The sequence below is a fragment of the Mesorhizobium sp. M1D.F.Ca.ET.231.01.1.1 genome (genome assembly GCF_003999155.2).
Taxonomy (GTDB): Bacteria; Pseudomonadota; Alphaproteobacteria; order Rhizobiales; family Rhizobiaceae; genus Mesorhizobium.
On sequence record NZ_RZOZ02000003.1, the window covers coordinates 519,340 to 535,097 of the forward strand.

Sequence of the window (15,758 nt, forward strand, 5' to 3'; positions counted from 1 at the left end):
TTTGCAACCTTGAAACGAAAAAATGCGAGTCTGACCGAAAAAGTGACGGAAAAACACGGGCCGGGCATGTGCCGGCTCTGGCATCCGGGCAGCATCGCTCCTAAATCGAACAACGTGCCGGCGACGACGCAACAATGCCTGAAGACATTGAGCATCCGGACAGCGGGAAAAAATGAAAGCTGATTTCTACGAAACGCTGGGCGTGCACAAAGGTGCCGACGACAAGGAGCTGAAGAGCGCTTTCCGCAAGCTCGCCATGCAGTTCCATCCCGACCGCAACCCAGGCGACCATGCCTGCGAGCACAAGTTCAAGGAAATCAACGAGGCCTACGAGACGCTGAAGGACCCGCAGAAGCGCGCGGCCTATGACCGTTTCGGCCACGCCGCCTTCGAGCAGGGCGGCATGAACGGCGCTGCGCACGGCTTCGGCGCCGGCGGCTTCGCCGACATATTCGAGGATATTTTCGGCGACATGATGGGCGGCCGCCAGCGCCGCTCTTCGGGCGGTCGCGAGCGCGGGGCCGACCTGCGCTACAACATGGAAATCTCGCTGGAAGAGGCATTCTCCGGCAAGACGGCGCAGATCCGGGTGCCTGCCTCCATCTCCTGCTCGGAATGCTCGGGCAGCGGCGCCAAGCCCGGCACGCAGCCTGTCACCTGCTCCATGTGCCACGGCCACGGCAAGGTGCGGGCAACGCAGGGCTTCTTCTCGATCGAGCGCACCTGCCCGCAATGCCAGGGCCGCGGTCAGACGATCAAGGACCCTTGCCCGAAATGCGCCGGCCAGGGCCGCGTCACCGAGGAGCGTTCGCTGTCGGTCAACATCCCGGCCGGCATCGAGGACGGCACCCGCATCCGGCTTGCCAATGAGGGTGAGGCCGGCCTGCGCGGCGGCCCTTCGGGCGACCTCTACATCTTCCTCGCGGTCAAGCCGCATGAATTCTTCCAGCGCGACGGCGCCGACCTCTACTGCAAGGTGCCGATCTCGATGACGACCGCAGCCCTCGGCGGCTCGTTCGAGGTCACCACGCTCGACGGCTCGCAGACCAAGGTGAAGGTGCCGGAAGGCACCCAGAACGGCCGCCAGTTCCGGCTGAAGGGCAAGGGCATGCCGGTGCTGCGGCAGGCCAATGTCGGCGACCTCTACATCCAGACGGCGGTCGAGACGCCGCAGAACCTGTCGCGCCGGCAGCGCGAGCTGCTGGAAGAGTTCGAGCAGCTCTCCTCGAAGGACAACTCGCCCCAGTCGAGCGGCTTCTTCGCCCGCATGAAGGACTTTTTCGAGTCCTTCGGCGAGCACTGATCCTTATCCGGCAACATTCCCGAGCGTCATCAACACCTTATGCCAGGTTGACGCCTTGCCTTGTTCCACCTAGCTGATAAGTAGCGGTTCGGGGAGCATTGAGGAGAGCTCACATGGCACGTGGTCCCGGATTGCGCAAAGCGCTGGCGCAAAAATTCGACGACGAGCTGAAGTTCTTCAAAGGCTGGATCGACAAGCCGAAAGCGGTCGGCTCGATCGTTCCCACCAGCTCCATCACCGCCCGCAAGATGGCCTCGATCGTCAATCCGAAATCGGGCCTGCCGGTGCTCGAGATCGGCCCAGGCACCGGCGTCATCACCCGCGCCATCCTGGCGCAGGGCGTGAAGCCGGAAAACCTCTATGCGATCGAATACTCGAGCGACTTCGTGCGTCACCTGCGCCGGCTCTATCCCGGCGTCAACGTCATCGAGGGCGACGCCTTCAATCTCAATGCCACGCTCGGCGACAAGCGCGACATGATGTTCGATTCGGTCGTCTCCGGCGTGCCGCTGCTCAACTTCCCGGTCGCCCAGCGCGTCGCCTATGTCGAAAGCCTGCTCGACCGCATCCCCGCCGGCCGGCCGATCGTGCAGCTGACCTACGGCCCGATGTCGCCGATCCCGCCCGGCCGCGGCAACTACACGGTCAAGCATTTCGACTTCATCATCCGCAACATCCCGCCGACGCAGCTGTGGATCTACCGGCGCAAGGCGCACTAGGAGAAGGGAATAGGGGAGTAAGGCAGTAGGGGAGTAGGAAATAGTTCGGAATTGGAGCCATTCTTTCCTCTGCCCTGCTGCCCTGCTGCCCTGCTGCCCTGCTGCCCTACTGCCCTACTCCCTTACTCCCTTCCCCCCGTTGATTTGAATGCCCCTTGGCTGTACCTGTCCGGGAACAAGGTTGGCCAATGACCGTCATCCCCACAATCCTCGTCTTTGCCGGTTCGGTCCGCACCGGCGCCTTCAGCGGCCGAACGGCCGACGTGGCGCAGAAGGAGCTCGCCATGCAGGGCGCCGAGGTGACGCGCATCTCGCTCGGCGACTATCCGCTGCCGATCATGGATGAGGATCTGGAAAAGGAAAAAGGCGTCCCCGAAAACGCCGTGAAGCTCGGCCGGCTGATCGCGGATCACGACGGCCTGCTGATCGCGACGCCCGAATATAACGGTTCGATCCCGCCGCTCTTGAAGAACTCGATCGACTGGGTGAGCCGGATCCGGCGCGACGGCAGCCATTCGTTCCGGCCGCTTTACGGCAAGCCCGTCGGCCTTTGCTCCTCCTCCGAAGGCAAGTTCGCCGGCATACGCTGCATCAACCATCTGCGCGCGGTGCTGGTGCGCTGCCAGATGGAAGTGATCACGCCGGAATGCTCGGTATCCGGCGCCAATGAGGCCTTCGCCGAGGACGGACAGTTCCGGGACGAGAGACTACACCAATCGATGGAGCGCCTATGCCGCACACTGATCGAAACCTCGCGCATGCTGTCGGTGCGGATCGAGGCCTGATGCACCCCGGCAGTTCCCAAGGCGAGACCATGCGCGACAGGCTGATCGTCGGCCTCGACGTGCCGACGCTGAAGGACGCCGAAAAGGCGGTGCGCGAGCTCGAAGGCACCGTCTCCTTCTACAAGATCGGCTACCAGCTCGCCTTCGCCGGCGGGCTCGATTTCGCGCGCGAGCTGGCCAGCGGCGGCACCAAGATCTTCCTCGACATGAAGCTGCTCGACATCGACAACACGGTAGCCAAGGGCGTCGAAAACATCGTCAGGATGGGCATGACGATGCTCACCATCCACTCCTATCCGAAGGCGATGCGGGCGGCCGTGGAAGCGGCCAAAGGCAGTGACCTTTGCCTGCTGGCGGTCAGCGTGCTGACCTCCATGGACGAGCAGGACATGATCGACGCCGGCTATGAATACGATCCGCACACGCTGGTGCTGCGGCGCTCCGAACAGGCGCTGCATGCCGGCATGGGCGGCATTGTCTGCTCGGCCGAGGAGGCCGAGGCGGTGCGCCGGATCGTCGGCCCCGACATGGCCGTCGTCACGCCGGGCATCCGGCCGAGCGGCAGCGACCACGGCGACCAGAAGCGCGTGGTGACGCCGGCGCAAGCGATCCGCAACGGCTCCAGCCACCTCGTCGTCGGCCGGCCAATCGTCGCCGCTGCCGACAGGCGGGCGGCGGCCGAGGCGATCCTGACCGAGATGCAATCCGCCTGATTTTCAAATCGGAGAAAAAATGATGCCAAAGGGATATTGGGTCGCTCGCGTCGATGTGCGCGATGCCGAGGGCTACAAGGACTATGTCGCCGCCGCCAAGCTCGCCTTCGACCGCTTCGGCGCGAAATTCCTGGCGCGCGGCGGCGAGCACGAAAAAGCCGAAGGGCCTGGCCGCGCGCGCAACGTGATCATCGAATTCGAATCCTTTGCCGCGGCGCATGACTGCTATCACTCGCCCGAATATCAACGCGCCGTCGCCATCCGCCAAAAGGTCGCCGACGGCGAGATCGTGCTGGTCGAGGGGATTTAGTTCGTCTGTATGGGCCTATGCTGGAGATCAGCCGCCTATCTGTCGTCATCCACGGGCGGAGCAAGGAGCGTAGCGACGCAGCGCAGACCCGAGGATCCATGCCGTGACTTCAACGCGCCGCTTCGGTCCAGAATTCTGCTCCGCTGCCCTCCACGGCCGCGGTAACGGCGTGGATTCCAGGGTCTGCGCGCGTCGCTTCGCTCCTTGCTCCGCCCTGGAATGACGAAGTTGTTGGGTCTCCGCCGGTCTTGAAGGTCACGACGTGAGCCTATTCCTATTGGCTGCCGTTTCCGCCATTGCGTCGGCCAGGCACAGCCCCCACTGCCTGCGGCAATAGTCGCGGAAATCGAAGCAGGGCAGGCCGGGACAAACCTCGAACTCGATGAGGTGGATCGTGTCGTCGGCCTCGACCCGAAAATCGACGGAGAAGACGTCCCCCAGGCCAAGTCCATTCATCAACCTTTGCGCGATGGCGCGGATCGCCCGATCGGCGGCCGGCTGGCTGGCGGCGACCGGCTCGAGCTCCGGCTCGGCATAGGTGCCTGCGTTCCTGGCGGCCTGGCCGGTGTCGCCATAGAGCGCCATCGAGTCGGCCATGGTCTGGAAATCGCCGCCGGACTCGACGAAGGCGATGCCGAGCGCCTCGACGCCGGTTTGAGGCTTCAACCCGAGGAAGCTCGCCCGCGCATTGCGGCCGGCGACATAGGGCTGGACGACGACCTCGTCGCGATAGTGGCCAAAGACGCGCCGGCTAAGCTCCAGCGCATGGCCGAGATCGGTGACCCGCGAATCCGGCCAGATGCCGATCTTGGCGCCGAGCCGGTTGGGCTTGACGAACCAACCGGCAGCCGAGGCCGGCGGCTCGACCAGCCACGCGCCGTTGCATGCCAGGCCTGCAGCCGGCGCCGGCAGGCCGAGCGCTCCGAGCACGGCACCGGAGCGGAACTTGTCCTGGCAGAGCGCGAACAGCGAATCGTCGGCGCCGATCATCTTCAGCCCGTTCAGCCGCGCCAGCGCAGGCGAGGCGCCGCCCCGGAAATAGGCGATGCCGTCGGTCAGCGTCCAAACCAGGGTTTTGGCCGGATCGGCCTCCGCCAGCGCCGCGGCCGCGCCGCTCAGCTCGACGGCCATGAAAGCGAGGCCGCGCTTTTCGCAAGCGGCGGCGAGCTGGCCGAACTCAGGCGCGAGATCAGTCGACTGCGCCAGATAGGACGAGATTTCGATGGCGCGCTCAGTCGGGTAGCCATCGGCGACGAGCCGGTCGAAGCAGGCCTTCTCCGGCTCATGGACAAGGATCAGCATCGGCCTGTTGCGCGGCATGGAAACTCCCAGCGAAATCAGGCGCTACCATCGCATGGCCGTTGCAATCGGCTTGCGGGAAACCGACCGCGCCGGGCGATAATCCGCAAGCCGCTCAGGCGATCAGCACGCGCGGCTCCAAGCGACCTTTGACGGACAAGTCGAGCAGGAAGGTCATGCCAGCTTGAGGGTCCAGCGCGCGCTGCTTGTCGTCCTTGCCCTTCCAGGCCGACGTCACCGCAATCCTGTCGCCCTTCTGGCCGACAAAGGCGGGGCAAGACGGTTGCGTTACCGGCATCGCAATCTCGCGCAGCAGCGTGCCGTCAGGTGCATAGGCCTTCACCGCCTTGCCGCCCCAGACCGCGTTCCATAGCACGCCGTCGCGGTCGACGACGGAGCCATCGACATAACCCTTTGACGAGCGGTGATCGACGAACACTTTCGGCTCGCCTGCCGGAAGGCCGGTCGTGGGATCGCAGGCGACGCGCATCAGGAGGCCGGTCGCCGTGTCGGTGTAATAGGCGATCGTTCCGTCCCCGGAAAAGCAGATCGAGTTGGAGACGGTGATGTCGGCAAACAGCCGGCGCAACTCGCCCTTGAAGAACCAGTAGATCGCGCCGGCGCCCTTGCCCTCGTCCTTGCCCATCGTGCCGGTCCAGAAGGCGCCGCAGGGGTGGACGCGGGAATCGTTGGAGCGCGTCGCCGGATTGTCGGCCTCGATCGGTGTGTTGAGCGTCAGCTTGCCGGTCGCGACATCGCGCACATAGAGGCCCTTCTCGGTAGCGATGAGCTGGCGGGCATCGTCGATGACGGCGATGGCGCTGGCCATAAGACCGAGGTCATGCACCTTCAGCGCGCCGGCGAGCGGCTTTTCCAGAAGCCTGCCGTTGACGATGTCGAACCAGAACAGCGTGTCGGTGGCGGGATCGTAGCTCGGGCCCTCGCCGAGCTCGCAGATATGGTCGCTGAGAACCGAAACGCCGTCCATCATTCCCCTCCGAAGGCTTCGTCCCAGGCGGCGACCGCGGCGCGGGCGCGCTGCGCCACGTCCTCGACGCCGGCGCCCGGCCTGTAGAGGCTCGATCCCAGGCCGAAGACGCTGACGCCGACCGCCTTGTAGCCGGCAAAGTCCTTGTCGGAAACGCCGCCGACGGCGCCGATCAGCGTCGTCGCCGGCAGCACCGCGCGGATCGCGGCGATACCAGCGGCGCCAAGCACGCTCGCCGGAAAGAATTTCAGCGCCGAGGCGCCAAGCTTTATGGCCTGGAAGGCTTCGGTCGGCGTGAACACGCCGGGCATCGTCACCATGCCGTGATGCATGGCGCGGCCCATGACCTCGGCATCGATGTTGGGGCTGACCAGCAGCCGGCCGCCGGCCTTGTGCAAGGCATCGACATCGGCGGCCGTCAGCACCGTGCCGGCGCCGACCAGCGCGATCTTGGGAAGCGCTTCGGCGATGCTGGCGATGGAGGCGAAGGGCTCCGGCGAATTGAGCGGCACCTCGATCGCCTCGATGCCGGCGTCGAAAACCGCCTTGCCGATCGCCACCGCTTCACCGGGCTTCAGCCCGCGCAGGATGGCGACGAGGCCGCGCCTCAGTTTCGGGAAGGGTGCGGTCTGGCTCATCGAGCGCCTCCGATCATGCCGTTCTCGCGGGCGGCCTCGACAAGACCAGCGCGCACTGCTTCATCCGCATCCACGATCCGAAAGGCAAGGCCTGCGAAGCCGAGAGCGGCAGCGTAAAGCGCGGCCAGCGCCCCGGAGGCGATCAGCACGACCGGAGCCTCGCCGGCGCCGTAGCGGCGTCTGGCCGAAGCGATCTCGCCGCCGATCAAGAGCCCGGACAGGCACGCCGCCGCCTCGTCCGCCTTCAAGTCCTGCAGCAGCCCGGCGGCGCGGATGGCAAACAGTTTCGAGCTGACGTCGCCGCCCTCGCCCAGCGCCTGGCTGCACCATTGACGGAAGAACGGGCTGTCCGCCGCAACAGGAGCCGGATGCTCGCCAAGCGAATGCTTCAGGATCGAATGCGCGGCAAGCACCGAAAACAGCTCGCCCGTCGGCCAGGTGCCGAAGCCGGCGACCGCGCCGTCCTCGACCGCAACCCATTTCGAATGCGTGCCCGGCAGGCAAACGAGATGCCGTCCCTTTGCCGGCAAACCGGCGCCGGCGAGCTGCGTTTCCTCGCCGCGCATGACGTCCGGCGCGTCGGCCAGGCGCTGGGCGAGGCCCGGCACGATGCGGATGTCGCGGTTTGAGCCCTCGATGCGGGCGGCCTCGCCAAGAATGGCGCCGATCGGCGCCGGCACCGTGACATAGGGCGCCTCGATCCAGCCTTGTCTGGAGCCCGCCATGCCGCAGATGATGACGGGCAAGGCCTCCGGCGCGCCCATGGCGGCGAGGTGGCCTTCCAGCACGGCGGCGAAGCCTTTTTCACGCGCAATGATCAGCCCGTCGTCGCCGCGCCGCTCGGCGAGCATCTTGCCGCTGCCGTCGAGCAACCAGGCCCGGAGCCTGGTCGTGCCCCAGTCGAGCGCGGCGACCGCAGGCGCGCCGCTCACAGGAAACCTCCGTCGACGATCAGCATCTGCGCCGTCAGCATGCGCGAGGCGTCCGATGCCAGGAACAGCACCGTGCCGACGATGTCGTCGGGCTGCATGGCCTGCCTGATGCATTGCTTGGCGACATGGGCCGCAAGTCTCTCCTCGGTCACCCAAAGCTCCTTCTGGCGGTCGGTGATCACCCAGCCGGGCGCGACCGCGTTGACGCGGATGCCGTCGGCGCCGAGCTTGCCGGCCAGGCCCTTGGTGAGGCCGAGTATGCCGGCCTTGGCGGCGGTGTAGGCCGGCATGTCCGGATGGTTGATGAGGTAGGAGGTCGAGGTGAGGTTGATGATCGAGCCGCCGCCGGCGCGCTTCATGCCCGGCGCCACTGCCTGGGCGGTGAAGAAATGCGGCCGCAGGTTGATCGCGAGGTTGTTGTCCCAGAACTCGACCGTGACGTCCTTCACCTCATGGCGGTCATCGAGCGCGGCGTTGTTGACCAGCACCGTGACATCGCCATGCGTTTGCGCCGCCCTGGCCGCGGCAGCGCGCAGCGCCTCGACGTCGCGCAGGTCGGTCTTGAGATAGAGCGGGCGCCGGCCGAGCTCCTTCTCCAGGCGGTCGACGAGCGCCGTGCTTGGCTTATCGGCTATGTCGATGAAGGCAACCTTGGCGCCCTGGCGGAGAAAGCCCTCGGTCAGCGCCGCGCCGATGCCGGAACCGCCGCCGGTGATCAGCACCGAGGCGTCGTCGAGGTCGGCGAAACGCGCCGATGGCATCATGATTTCTTTCTCCCTTTGGCCGGCGCGCATCCTAGCCATGCCGGCCCCGGGGGCAAGGGCGAAAAGGCGTTTTTCGGGCTTATGTCTGACAAAATGAGGTCTGCACCTCCGTTTCCCCGGAACCACCTCAAGGGTTGTTGAGATTCAGGTCAGGCCGAGTCGAAAATGGTGGCTTCCGAGAACCGGCCTACGCCGGCCGTAGCCTTCATAGAGCGGAAACACTTATGAGGGCTTCGGCCGGCGAAGGCCGGAGCGGAGTACTTGAAGTACGTGAGCACCGGAAGCGCAGGAGGCCGCCATTTGCAGGCCGGCCTCACCTGAATATCAACAACCCTTGTCAGATCGCCTTGGCGCGCAGCGCGCCGCGATAGGAATCGCGCAGATAGCCGAGCGTGGCGTCGGCATCGGCCGGCTTGCCGAACAGGTATCCTTGGCCGCCGGCGCAGCCGAACTGGACGAGGCGGTCGGCCTGCGCTTCCTCCTCGATGCCTTCGGCGACAACGTCCATGCCAAGCCCTTCGCACATGGCGAGGATGGCGCGGATGATGTGCTCCGACGGCCGGTCGTCGAGGATGGAGGAGACGAAGGCGCGGTCGATCTTCAGCTTGTCGAAATGGAACTCGCGCAGACGCCCGAGCGAGGACTGGCCGGTGCCGAAATCGTCGAGCGAGACGCGGATGCCGACCCGGCGCAGGTCCTGGACGATCTTTTCGGCCGAAGCCGGATCGGTCATCAGGCCGGTTTCGGTGATCTCGATCTCCAGCCGGCGCGGATCGAAGCCGGTGCGCTCGAGGATGGCGAGAATGTGCAGGCCGGTGTTCTGGTCGACGAGCTGCGACGGCGACAGGTTGAAGGAGAGGAACAGGTCCTTCGGCCAGCTGCGCGCCGCCTCGGTCGCCTTGCGCAGCACCAGCTGCGACAGCGGACCGATGATGCCGCGCTCCTCGGCGATGGGAATGAACACGCTCGGCGGCACCATGCCGAGATCGCGGTCGGTCCAGCGGGCCAGCGTCTCGAAGCCGATGGTGCGGCGGGTGCTGAGATCGACGATGGGCTGGAAATGCGGCTCGACCTCGCCGGCCGAGACGGCGCGGCGCAGCGCCTGCTCGATGCGGGTGACGCGCTTGGCGGCCTCCTCCATCTCGCGGGTGTAGACGACGACGCGGCCGCGGCCCGAGCGCTTGGCGTGGTAGAGCGCGGTCTCGGCCTTGTTGATCAGGATCTCGGTGGTCTCGTCGCCGGAATAGAACAGCGAGCAGCCGACCGAGGCCGACAATCTCGCGGTGCGCTCGCCGACATCATAGGGGGCCGACAGGATTTCGATCAGCATGCGCGACTTCTCGGCCGCCTGCTCTTCGCTGAACACCATCGGATAGAGGAAGGCGAATTCGTCGGCGCCGATACGGCAGACCGTGGAGTAGCCGTCCATCGAGGCGCGCAGGCGCATCGCCACCTGGATCAGGATGTCGTCGCCGGCCTTGTGGCCGAACAGGTCGTTGATCGGCTTGAAACCGTCGAGGTCGAGGATGCCGACGGTGAACGGCGCAGGATCGTCGGCGCGGTCGCTGATCAGGCGATCGACCTTGTCGAAGAAGCGACGATGGTTGCCAAGCCCGGTCAGCGGATCGGTGAAGGCCAGATCCGTGTTGTCCCTGCCTGGCTGCCCGGTGCCAAACGTCGTTTGCATCATGTCCCTGTTGTGACGACGGTATTTATCGCCAGACTGGCAGCAAAGCGTTTAGGAAAAGTATCGGAAAAATCGATTTTCCGATTACCTTGGGAGAGCCCCGGGGCCGGTTGGCCGGCTTGGGGACAGGGGCTTAAACCTGGCCTTAACGGCTTCAATAAATAGTGAAGCGGCCCGGAGACGCCGCCATTGGGGCCGGCATCGGCGCGGCCGGAGGGCCGGGCACCGGAGACAGACATGCCGCACGAAGTCCGCAACGAGCCGGTGATCGCCGTGCTGCTGCCCTGTTACAACGAGGAGCTGACGATCGGCGAGGTCGTGCGGCGCTTCCGCGAAACGCTGCCGGCCGCCGCGATCTATGTCTACGACAACAATTCGAAGGACCTGACCGCGCTCAAGGCCCGCGCCGCCGGCGCCGTCGTCGTGCGCGAACCGCGCCAGGGCAAGGGCAACGTGGTGCGCCGCATGTTCGCCGATATCGAGGCCGACATCTACGTGATGGCCGACGGCGACGGCACCTATGCGCCGGAAGATGCGCCGCAGCTGATAAACACGCTTTTGACCGAGCACTGCGACATGGTGGTGGGCACCAGGCGCGGCGTGACCGACGATGCCGGCCGCTCCGGCCACGCCTTCGGCAACCGCATCTTCAACCGGCTCTATAAGGGCCTGTTCGGCGCCGATTTCACCGACATCTTCTCCGGCTACCGGGTCTTTTCGCGGCGCTTCGTCAAGAGCTTCCCGGCGGTTTCCGGCGGCTTCGAGATCGAGACCGAAATGTCGGTCCATGCCTCGCAGCTCAAGCTGCCGGTGAACGAAATGGCGCTCGACTACGGTCGCCGCCCGGAAGGCTCGTCATCGAAGCTGTCGACCTTCAGGGACGGCGCCAGGATCCTGTGGATGTTCGCCATGCTGGTGAAGGAGACGCAGCCGCAGCGATTCTTCGGCACGTTCGCGCTGTTCTTCCTGGCGGCCAGCATCGGCCTGATGATCCCCCTGCTGGTCGAGTTCGCCGAGACCGGGCTTGTGCCGCGCATGCCGACCTGGGTGCTGTCGGTCGGCCTGCTCCTCTCATCCATGCTGGCGATGGTCACCGGCCTGATCCTCGATTCGGTGTCGCGCGGCCGCGCCGAACAGAAGCGCATCTTCTATCTTTCGATCCCTGCCGGCCGCATCGGGCGGCGCGCGGGCGGCAACGAGCAGGCCTCCCCGAAGACGGCGCCGGGCAAGGCCTCGCGGGCGGCCTGATGGGCCGGCTTGGCCGCTTCGTCCTTGCCGGCGGCATCGGCTTTGTCGCCGACGCGGCCGCGCTCTGGCTGCTGCTTGCCGTCACCCCGCTCGGACCGCTGATCGCGCGTATCCTGTCGATCGGCTTCGCGCTCACCGTCACCTGGCAGATCAACCGCCATCTGACCTTCGCGCCATCGAGCCGGGGCATGGCGCGGGAAGGCGCGCGCTATGGCGGCGTCGGCGTCGCCACCAGCATCGCCAATTACCTCATCTACTGCGCCATGCTGTTCGCGCTACCCGCCCTGCCGCCGCTGGCGGCGCTGGCGGTCGCCTCGCTGGTTGCGATGGCGCTGTCCTTCCTCGGCTATTCCCGGCTGGTCTTCGATCGCTGAGCGTCTGCACCAAGCAAGCGCGATTGGCAGAAGCCTTCGAGTTCCTTATATCGGCGCCAGAGATGCGAGAATTCAAAGTGTTGGAGCGTCGTTTGTGCGTCCAAACGGATGCCGCTCCGATGGAGACCGAAAATGCCGCTGAAGATCGCCGTCCAGATGGACCATGTCTCCACCGTGTCGATCGCCGGCGACACGAGCTTCGCGCTGTCGCTGGAGGCGCAGCGGCGCGGCCACAAGCTCTTCCACTACACGCCCGACCGGCTGTCGATGCGCGAGGGCAAGGTGTTCGCGCGCGTCGAGGAGATGCAGCTGCGCGACGAGAAGGGCAGCCACTATTCGCTGGGCGAGAAGGTGCGCACCGACCTTTCGGAGATGGACGTGGTGCTGCTCAGGCAGGATCCGCCCTTCGACATGAACTACATCACCACCACGCATATCCTGGAGCGCATCCACCCGAAGACGCTGGTGGTCAACGACCCGGCCTGGGTGCGCAACAGCCCGGAAAAGATCTTCGTCACCGAATTCCCGGACCTGATGCCGGAGACGCTGATCACCAAGGACCCTCAGGAGGTGGCCGCCTTCCGCAAGGAGTTCGGCGACATCATCGTCAAGCCGCTCTACGGCAATGGCGGCGCCGGCATCTTCCATCTGCACGAGGCCGACCGGAATCTAGCCTCGCTGCTCGAAATGTTCGGTCAGCTGTTCCGCGAGCCCTATATCGTGCAGCGCTATCTCAAGGAGGTGCGCAAGGGCGACAAGCGCATCATCCTGGTCGACGGTGAGCCCGTGGGCGCCATCAACCGCGTGCCGGCCGAGCACGATTCGCGCTCCAACATGCATGTCGGCGGCCGCGCCGAGAAGACCGAGCTGACGGAGCGCGAGCGCGAGATCTGCGCCCGCATCGGCCCGGCGCTCAGGGAACGCGGCTTCATCCTGGTCGGCATCGACGTGATCGGCGACTGGATGACCGAGATCAACGTCACCTCGCCGACCGGCATTCGCGAGGTGCAGCGCTTCGGCGGGGCGGATATCGCAGCCCTGTTCTGGGATTGCGTCGAGGGGAAGCGGGCCTAGGCTCGACCGTGCACGCGAGCCGTTGGTGATGCACATCGCAGCGACAGCAAGCACCTTTACGCTTGCCTCGAAGGCATCCTATTTTGCAGAGCAGTAGCCGCTCGTGGGCATAGAATGTCGGTACTGCCTTTCCTAAGAATTTACGCGCCGCCCAACGCTGTGCTGGCTGCGCCCGGGCTTCTGGCGGTGGCTGCGCTCACGATACCGGACCTGTCCGGACGAAGCAGGCTGGCCCTGGCTGCCGTGCTCGCTGTCATTTGGGGCGCCTATCTCCTGCAGATGGCGGCGACGCTGCTCAAGCGACGGCCGGGAGACATACGCAACAGGGCGCCGGCAATCGCCATCGATGTGCTAGCGGTCCTGGTTCCACTCGCCGCATTTCTGCTCGTCCGCACGCCCGACTGGAGCCTCTACTGTGCGGTCTGGCTGCTGAAACCGCTGCGCGACTCGACCTTCTTCCCAGTGCTGGGCAGGGTGCTGGCCAACGAAGCACGCAACCTGATCGGCGTCACCACCCTCTTCGGCGTCGTTCTATTCGGTGTCGCGCTCGCGGCCTATGTCATCGAACGCGACATCCAGCCGGTAAAGTTCGGCAGCATCCCCCAGGCTATGTGGTGGGCGGTGGTCACACTGTCCACCACCGGCTATGGCGACGCGATTCCGCAGAGCTTCGCCGGCCGCGTCCTTGCCGGGATGGTCATGATGAGCGGCATCGGCATCTTCGCGCTCTGGGCCGGCATTCTTGCCACCGGCTTCTATCAGGAAGTCCGTCGCGGGGATTTCGTCCGCAATTGGCAATTGGTCGCCGCCGTGCCGTTGTTTCAGAAGCTCGGCCCGGCCGTGCTGGTCGAGATCGTGCGCGCGCTAAGACCTCGCATGGTGCCGGCGGGCGCCGTGATCTGCCGCATTGGCGAGCCCGGCGATCAGATGTTCTTCGTCGTGGAGGGGCGTGTCAGCGTTGCGACGCCGAACCCTGTGGAGCTTGGCCCTGGCGCCTTCTTCGGCGAGATGGCGCTGATCAGCGGCGAACCGCGTATGGCGACCGTCAGCGCCGCCACGGCGGTCTCACTCCTGTCGCTGCACTCGGCGGATTTCCAGATGCTGTGCAGCAGCAGCCCCGAGATCGCGGAAATCATCCGCAAGACCGCGCTCGAGCGGCGCGGCACCGCGCCGACGGCTTGACGGCACCAGGTGCGTGGTCACAGCCCCAGGATCGTCGCCATGCGGCGCCCCCTATGTTCCCGTAATGTTCTTGCCTAAATCCGAAATCTGTGATTGTCTCGGATCGATATCACCCGCGGTCCGAGCAAGGGCCGGGGTGAGCCGGTATCCGGGGGCTTGATAAAAGATGGTGGCGCGGGTTCGCACGGTGGCTTTCCAGGGCATCGAAGCCGTGCCGGTCGACGTGCAAGTGATGATCGCGCCGGGCAAGGTCGGCATGCAGATCGTCGGCCTGCCGGACAAGGCGGTGGCCGAGAGCCGCGAGCGCGTGCAGGCGGCACTTCATGCGTCCGGTTTGTCGATGCCGTCGAAGAAGGTGACGGTGAACCTCGCGCCGGCGGATCTGCCCAAGGAAGGCAGCCATTACGACCTGCCGATCGCGCTCGGCCTGATGGCGGCGCTCGGCGCCATTCCGGGCGACATGCTGGCCGGCTATGTCGTGCTCGGCGAGTTGTCGCTCGACGGCACCATAGCTGCGGTGGCCGGGGCGCTGCCGGCGGCGATCGGCGCCAACGCCGAGGGCAAGGGCCTGATCTGTCCGTTCGCCTGCGGGCCGGAGGCGGCCTGGGCCGGCAAGGATTTCGACATCCTGGCGCCGCGCAGCCTGATCGCGATCGCCAACCACTTTCGCGGCACCCAGGTGCTGTCGCGGCCGGAGGCCGGTATCCAGTTGGCGGCGCGCGACCTGCCGGACCTTGCCGACATCAAGGGCCAGGAAAGCGCCAAGCGGGCGCTCGAAGTGGCTGCCGCCGGCGGGCACAATTTGCTGATGGTCGGCCCGCCCGGCTCGGGCAAGTCGATGCTGGCGCAGCGGCTGCCCTCGATCCTGCCGCCGCTGGCGCCGAAGGAGCTCCTGGAAGTTTCCATGATCGCTTCCGTCGCCGGCGAGCTCGGCGAAGGCAAGCTCACCGACCGGCGGCCGTTCCGCGCCCCGCATCATTCGGCCTCGATGGCGGCGATGGTGGGCGGCGGCCTGCGCGTGCGGCCGGGCGAGGTGTCGCTGGCGCATCACGGCGTTTTGTTCCTCGACGAATTCCCGGAATTCACGCCGCAGACGCTGGACGCGCTGCGCCAGCCGCTGGAGACCGGCGACTGCGTGATCGCGCGCGCCAACCACCGCGTCACTTATCCGGCGCGCATCCAGCTGGTGGCGGCGATGAACCCGTGCCGGTGCGGCATGTCGGGCGAGCCCGGCTTTCGCTGCCTGCGCGGCGACCGCTGCCGCACCGAATACCAGGCGCGCATTTCCGGCCCGCTGCTCGACCGCATCGACCTGAGGATCGAAGTGCCGGCGGTTTCGGCCAGCGACCTGATCCGGCCGGACCGCGCCGAAACCAGCGCTTCGGTGGCGCAGCGCGTGGCGCGCGCCCGCACGCTTCAGCGCGAGCGGCTCGAACGGCTCGGCGCGACCGTGACCACCAACGCGCATTGCCCGCCGGCGATCGTCGAGGAGATCGCCAGGCCCGACGCCGCCGGGCTGACGCTGCTCAAGGACGCCAGCGAGAAGCTCGCCTTCTCGGCGCGGGCCTATCACCGCGTGCTGAAGGTGGCGCGCACGCTCGCCGACCTCGATGCCAGCGAAACCGTCGGGCGGATCCATCTCGCCGAGGCGATCTCCTATCGGATGAGCGCCGAGCGGATGGCGCAGGCGGCGTGATCGCAAGAGGTATCCGCAAGCGCACAGGGTCCGCTTTTCCAGGCGA

The 15,758-nt window shown here is 66.0% G+C and carries 16 protein-coding genes; 10 read left to right on the forward strand and 6 right to left on the reverse strand.

The annotated features are described in order from the left end of the window. Positions 1-172 precede the first annotated feature (172 nt). The 5 genes from dnaJ to EN874_RS12045 all read left to right on the forward strand — a co-directional run bounded on the left by dnaJ (position 173) and on the right by EN874_RS12045 (position 3,830). Positions 173-1,303: a molecular chaperone DnaJ gene (dnaJ, locus tag EN874_RS12025; RefSeq protein ID WP_127424933.1), complete on the forward strand. Its 1,131-nt coding sequence runs from the start codon at positions 173-175 to the stop codon at positions 1,301-1,303. A 113-nt stretch (positions 1,304-1,416) separates the two neighbouring features. Further along, entirely contained in the window at positions 1,417-2,022 is a 606-nt protein-coding gene (gene pmtA / locus EN874_RS12030) for a phospholipid N-methyltransferase PmtA (RefSeq protein WP_127424934.1), read from the forward strand. A gap of 188 nt (positions 2,023-2,210) precedes the next feature. Beyond that, entirely contained in the window at positions 2,211-2,807 is a 597-nt protein-coding gene (locus EN874_RS12035) for an NADPH-dependent FMN reductase (protein ID WP_127424935.1), read from the forward strand. Then, positions 2,807-3,520 carry an orotidine-5'-phosphate decarboxylase gene (pyrF, locus tag EN874_RS12040; RefSeq protein ID WP_126086630.1) on the forward strand — a complete coding sequence of 238 codons (714 nt, stop codon included), beginning with the start codon at positions 2,807-2,809 and terminating at the stop codon, positions 3,518-3,520. Before EN874_RS12035 ends, pyrF begins: the two co-directional genes overlap by 1 nt. Before the next feature lie 22 nt (positions 3,521-3,542). Further along, entirely contained in the window at positions 3,543-3,830 is a 288-nt protein-coding gene (locus tag EN874_RS12045; protein ID WP_126089640.1) for a DUF1330 domain-containing protein, read from the forward strand. Positions 3,831-4,085: 255 nt separating this feature from the next. Here EN874_RS12045 and EN874_RS12050 read toward each other — a convergent pair whose 3' ends face one another. From EN874_RS12050 to EN874_RS12075, 6 genes are all read right to left on the reverse strand, one after another. Beyond that, entirely contained in the window at positions 4,086-5,150 is a 1,065-nt protein-coding gene (locus tag EN874_RS12050) for a D-alanine:D-lactate ligase-like protein (RefSeq protein WP_127424936.1), read from the reverse strand. Positions 5,151-5,244: 94 nt separating this feature from the next. Next, positions 5,245-6,117: an SMP-30/gluconolactonase/LRE family protein gene (locus EN874_RS12055; RefSeq protein WP_127424937.1), complete on the reverse strand. Its 873-nt coding sequence runs from the start codon at positions 6,115-6,117 to the stop codon at positions 5,245-5,247. Then, positions 6,117-6,755 carry a 2-dehydro-3-deoxy-6-phosphogalactonate aldolase gene (locus EN874_RS12060; RefSeq protein WP_127424938.1) on the reverse strand — a complete coding sequence of 213 codons (639 nt, stop codon included), beginning with the start codon at positions 6,753-6,755 and terminating at the stop codon, positions 6,117-6,119. The genes EN874_RS12055 and EN874_RS12060 overlap by 1 nt, the downstream gene beginning before the upstream one ends. Beyond that, positions 6,752-7,687 carry a 2-dehydro-3-deoxygalactonokinase gene (locus tag EN874_RS12065; protein ID WP_245513528.1) on the reverse strand — a complete coding sequence of 312 codons (936 nt, stop codon included), beginning with the start codon at positions 7,685-7,687 and terminating at the stop codon, positions 6,752-6,754. The genes EN874_RS12060 and EN874_RS12065 overlap by 4 nt, the downstream gene beginning before the upstream one ends. Further along, entirely contained in the window at positions 7,684-8,451 is a 768-nt protein-coding gene (locus EN874_RS12070; protein WP_127424940.1) for an SDR family oxidoreductase, read from the reverse strand. The genes EN874_RS12065 and EN874_RS12070 overlap by 4 nt, the downstream gene beginning before the upstream one ends. Positions 8,452-8,788: 337 nt before the next feature. Further along, a complete protein-coding gene (locus EN874_RS12075) occupies positions 8,789-10,138 on the reverse strand; it encodes an EAL domain-containing protein (protein ID WP_127424941.1) in 1,350 nt (449 codons plus the stop codon). Positions 10,139-10,375: 237 nt separating this feature from the next. Here EN874_RS12075 and EN874_RS12080 point away from each other — a divergent pair, with 237 nt between their 5' ends. The 5 genes from EN874_RS12080 (at position 10,376) to EN874_RS12100 (ending at position 15,712) form a co-directional block, all read left to right on the forward strand. Next, entirely contained in the window at positions 10,376-11,386 is a 1,011-nt protein-coding gene (locus EN874_RS12080) for a glycosyltransferase (RefSeq protein WP_127424942.1), read from the forward strand. Continuing rightward, on the forward strand, positions 11,386-11,760 hold the full coding sequence (locus tag EN874_RS12085; protein WP_126086636.1) for a GtrA family protein: 375 nt from the start codon (positions 11,386-11,388) through the stop codon (positions 11,758-11,760). The genes EN874_RS12080 and EN874_RS12085 overlap by 1 nt, the downstream gene beginning before the upstream one ends. 132 nt (positions 11,761-11,892) lie before the next feature. Then, positions 11,893-12,834, forward strand: a complete 942-nt coding sequence (gene gshB, locus EN874_RS12090; RefSeq protein WP_127424943.1) for a glutathione synthase — start codon at positions 11,893-11,895, stop codon at positions 12,832-12,834. Between the two features lie 114 nt (positions 12,835-12,948). Then, positions 12,949-14,016 (forward strand): cyclic nucleotide-gated potassium channel, encoded by a 1,068-nt coding sequence (locus tag EN874_RS12095; protein WP_127424944.1) that lies wholly within the window; start codon positions 12,949-12,951, stop codon positions 14,014-14,016. A gap of 166 nt (positions 14,017-14,182) precedes the next feature. Continuing rightward, a complete protein-coding gene (locus EN874_RS12100) occupies positions 14,183-15,712 on the forward strand; it encodes a YifB family Mg chelatase-like AAA ATPase (RefSeq protein ID WP_127424945.1) in 1,530 nt (509 codons plus the stop codon). The last annotated feature ends 46 nt before the right edge of the window (positions 15,713-15,758 follow it).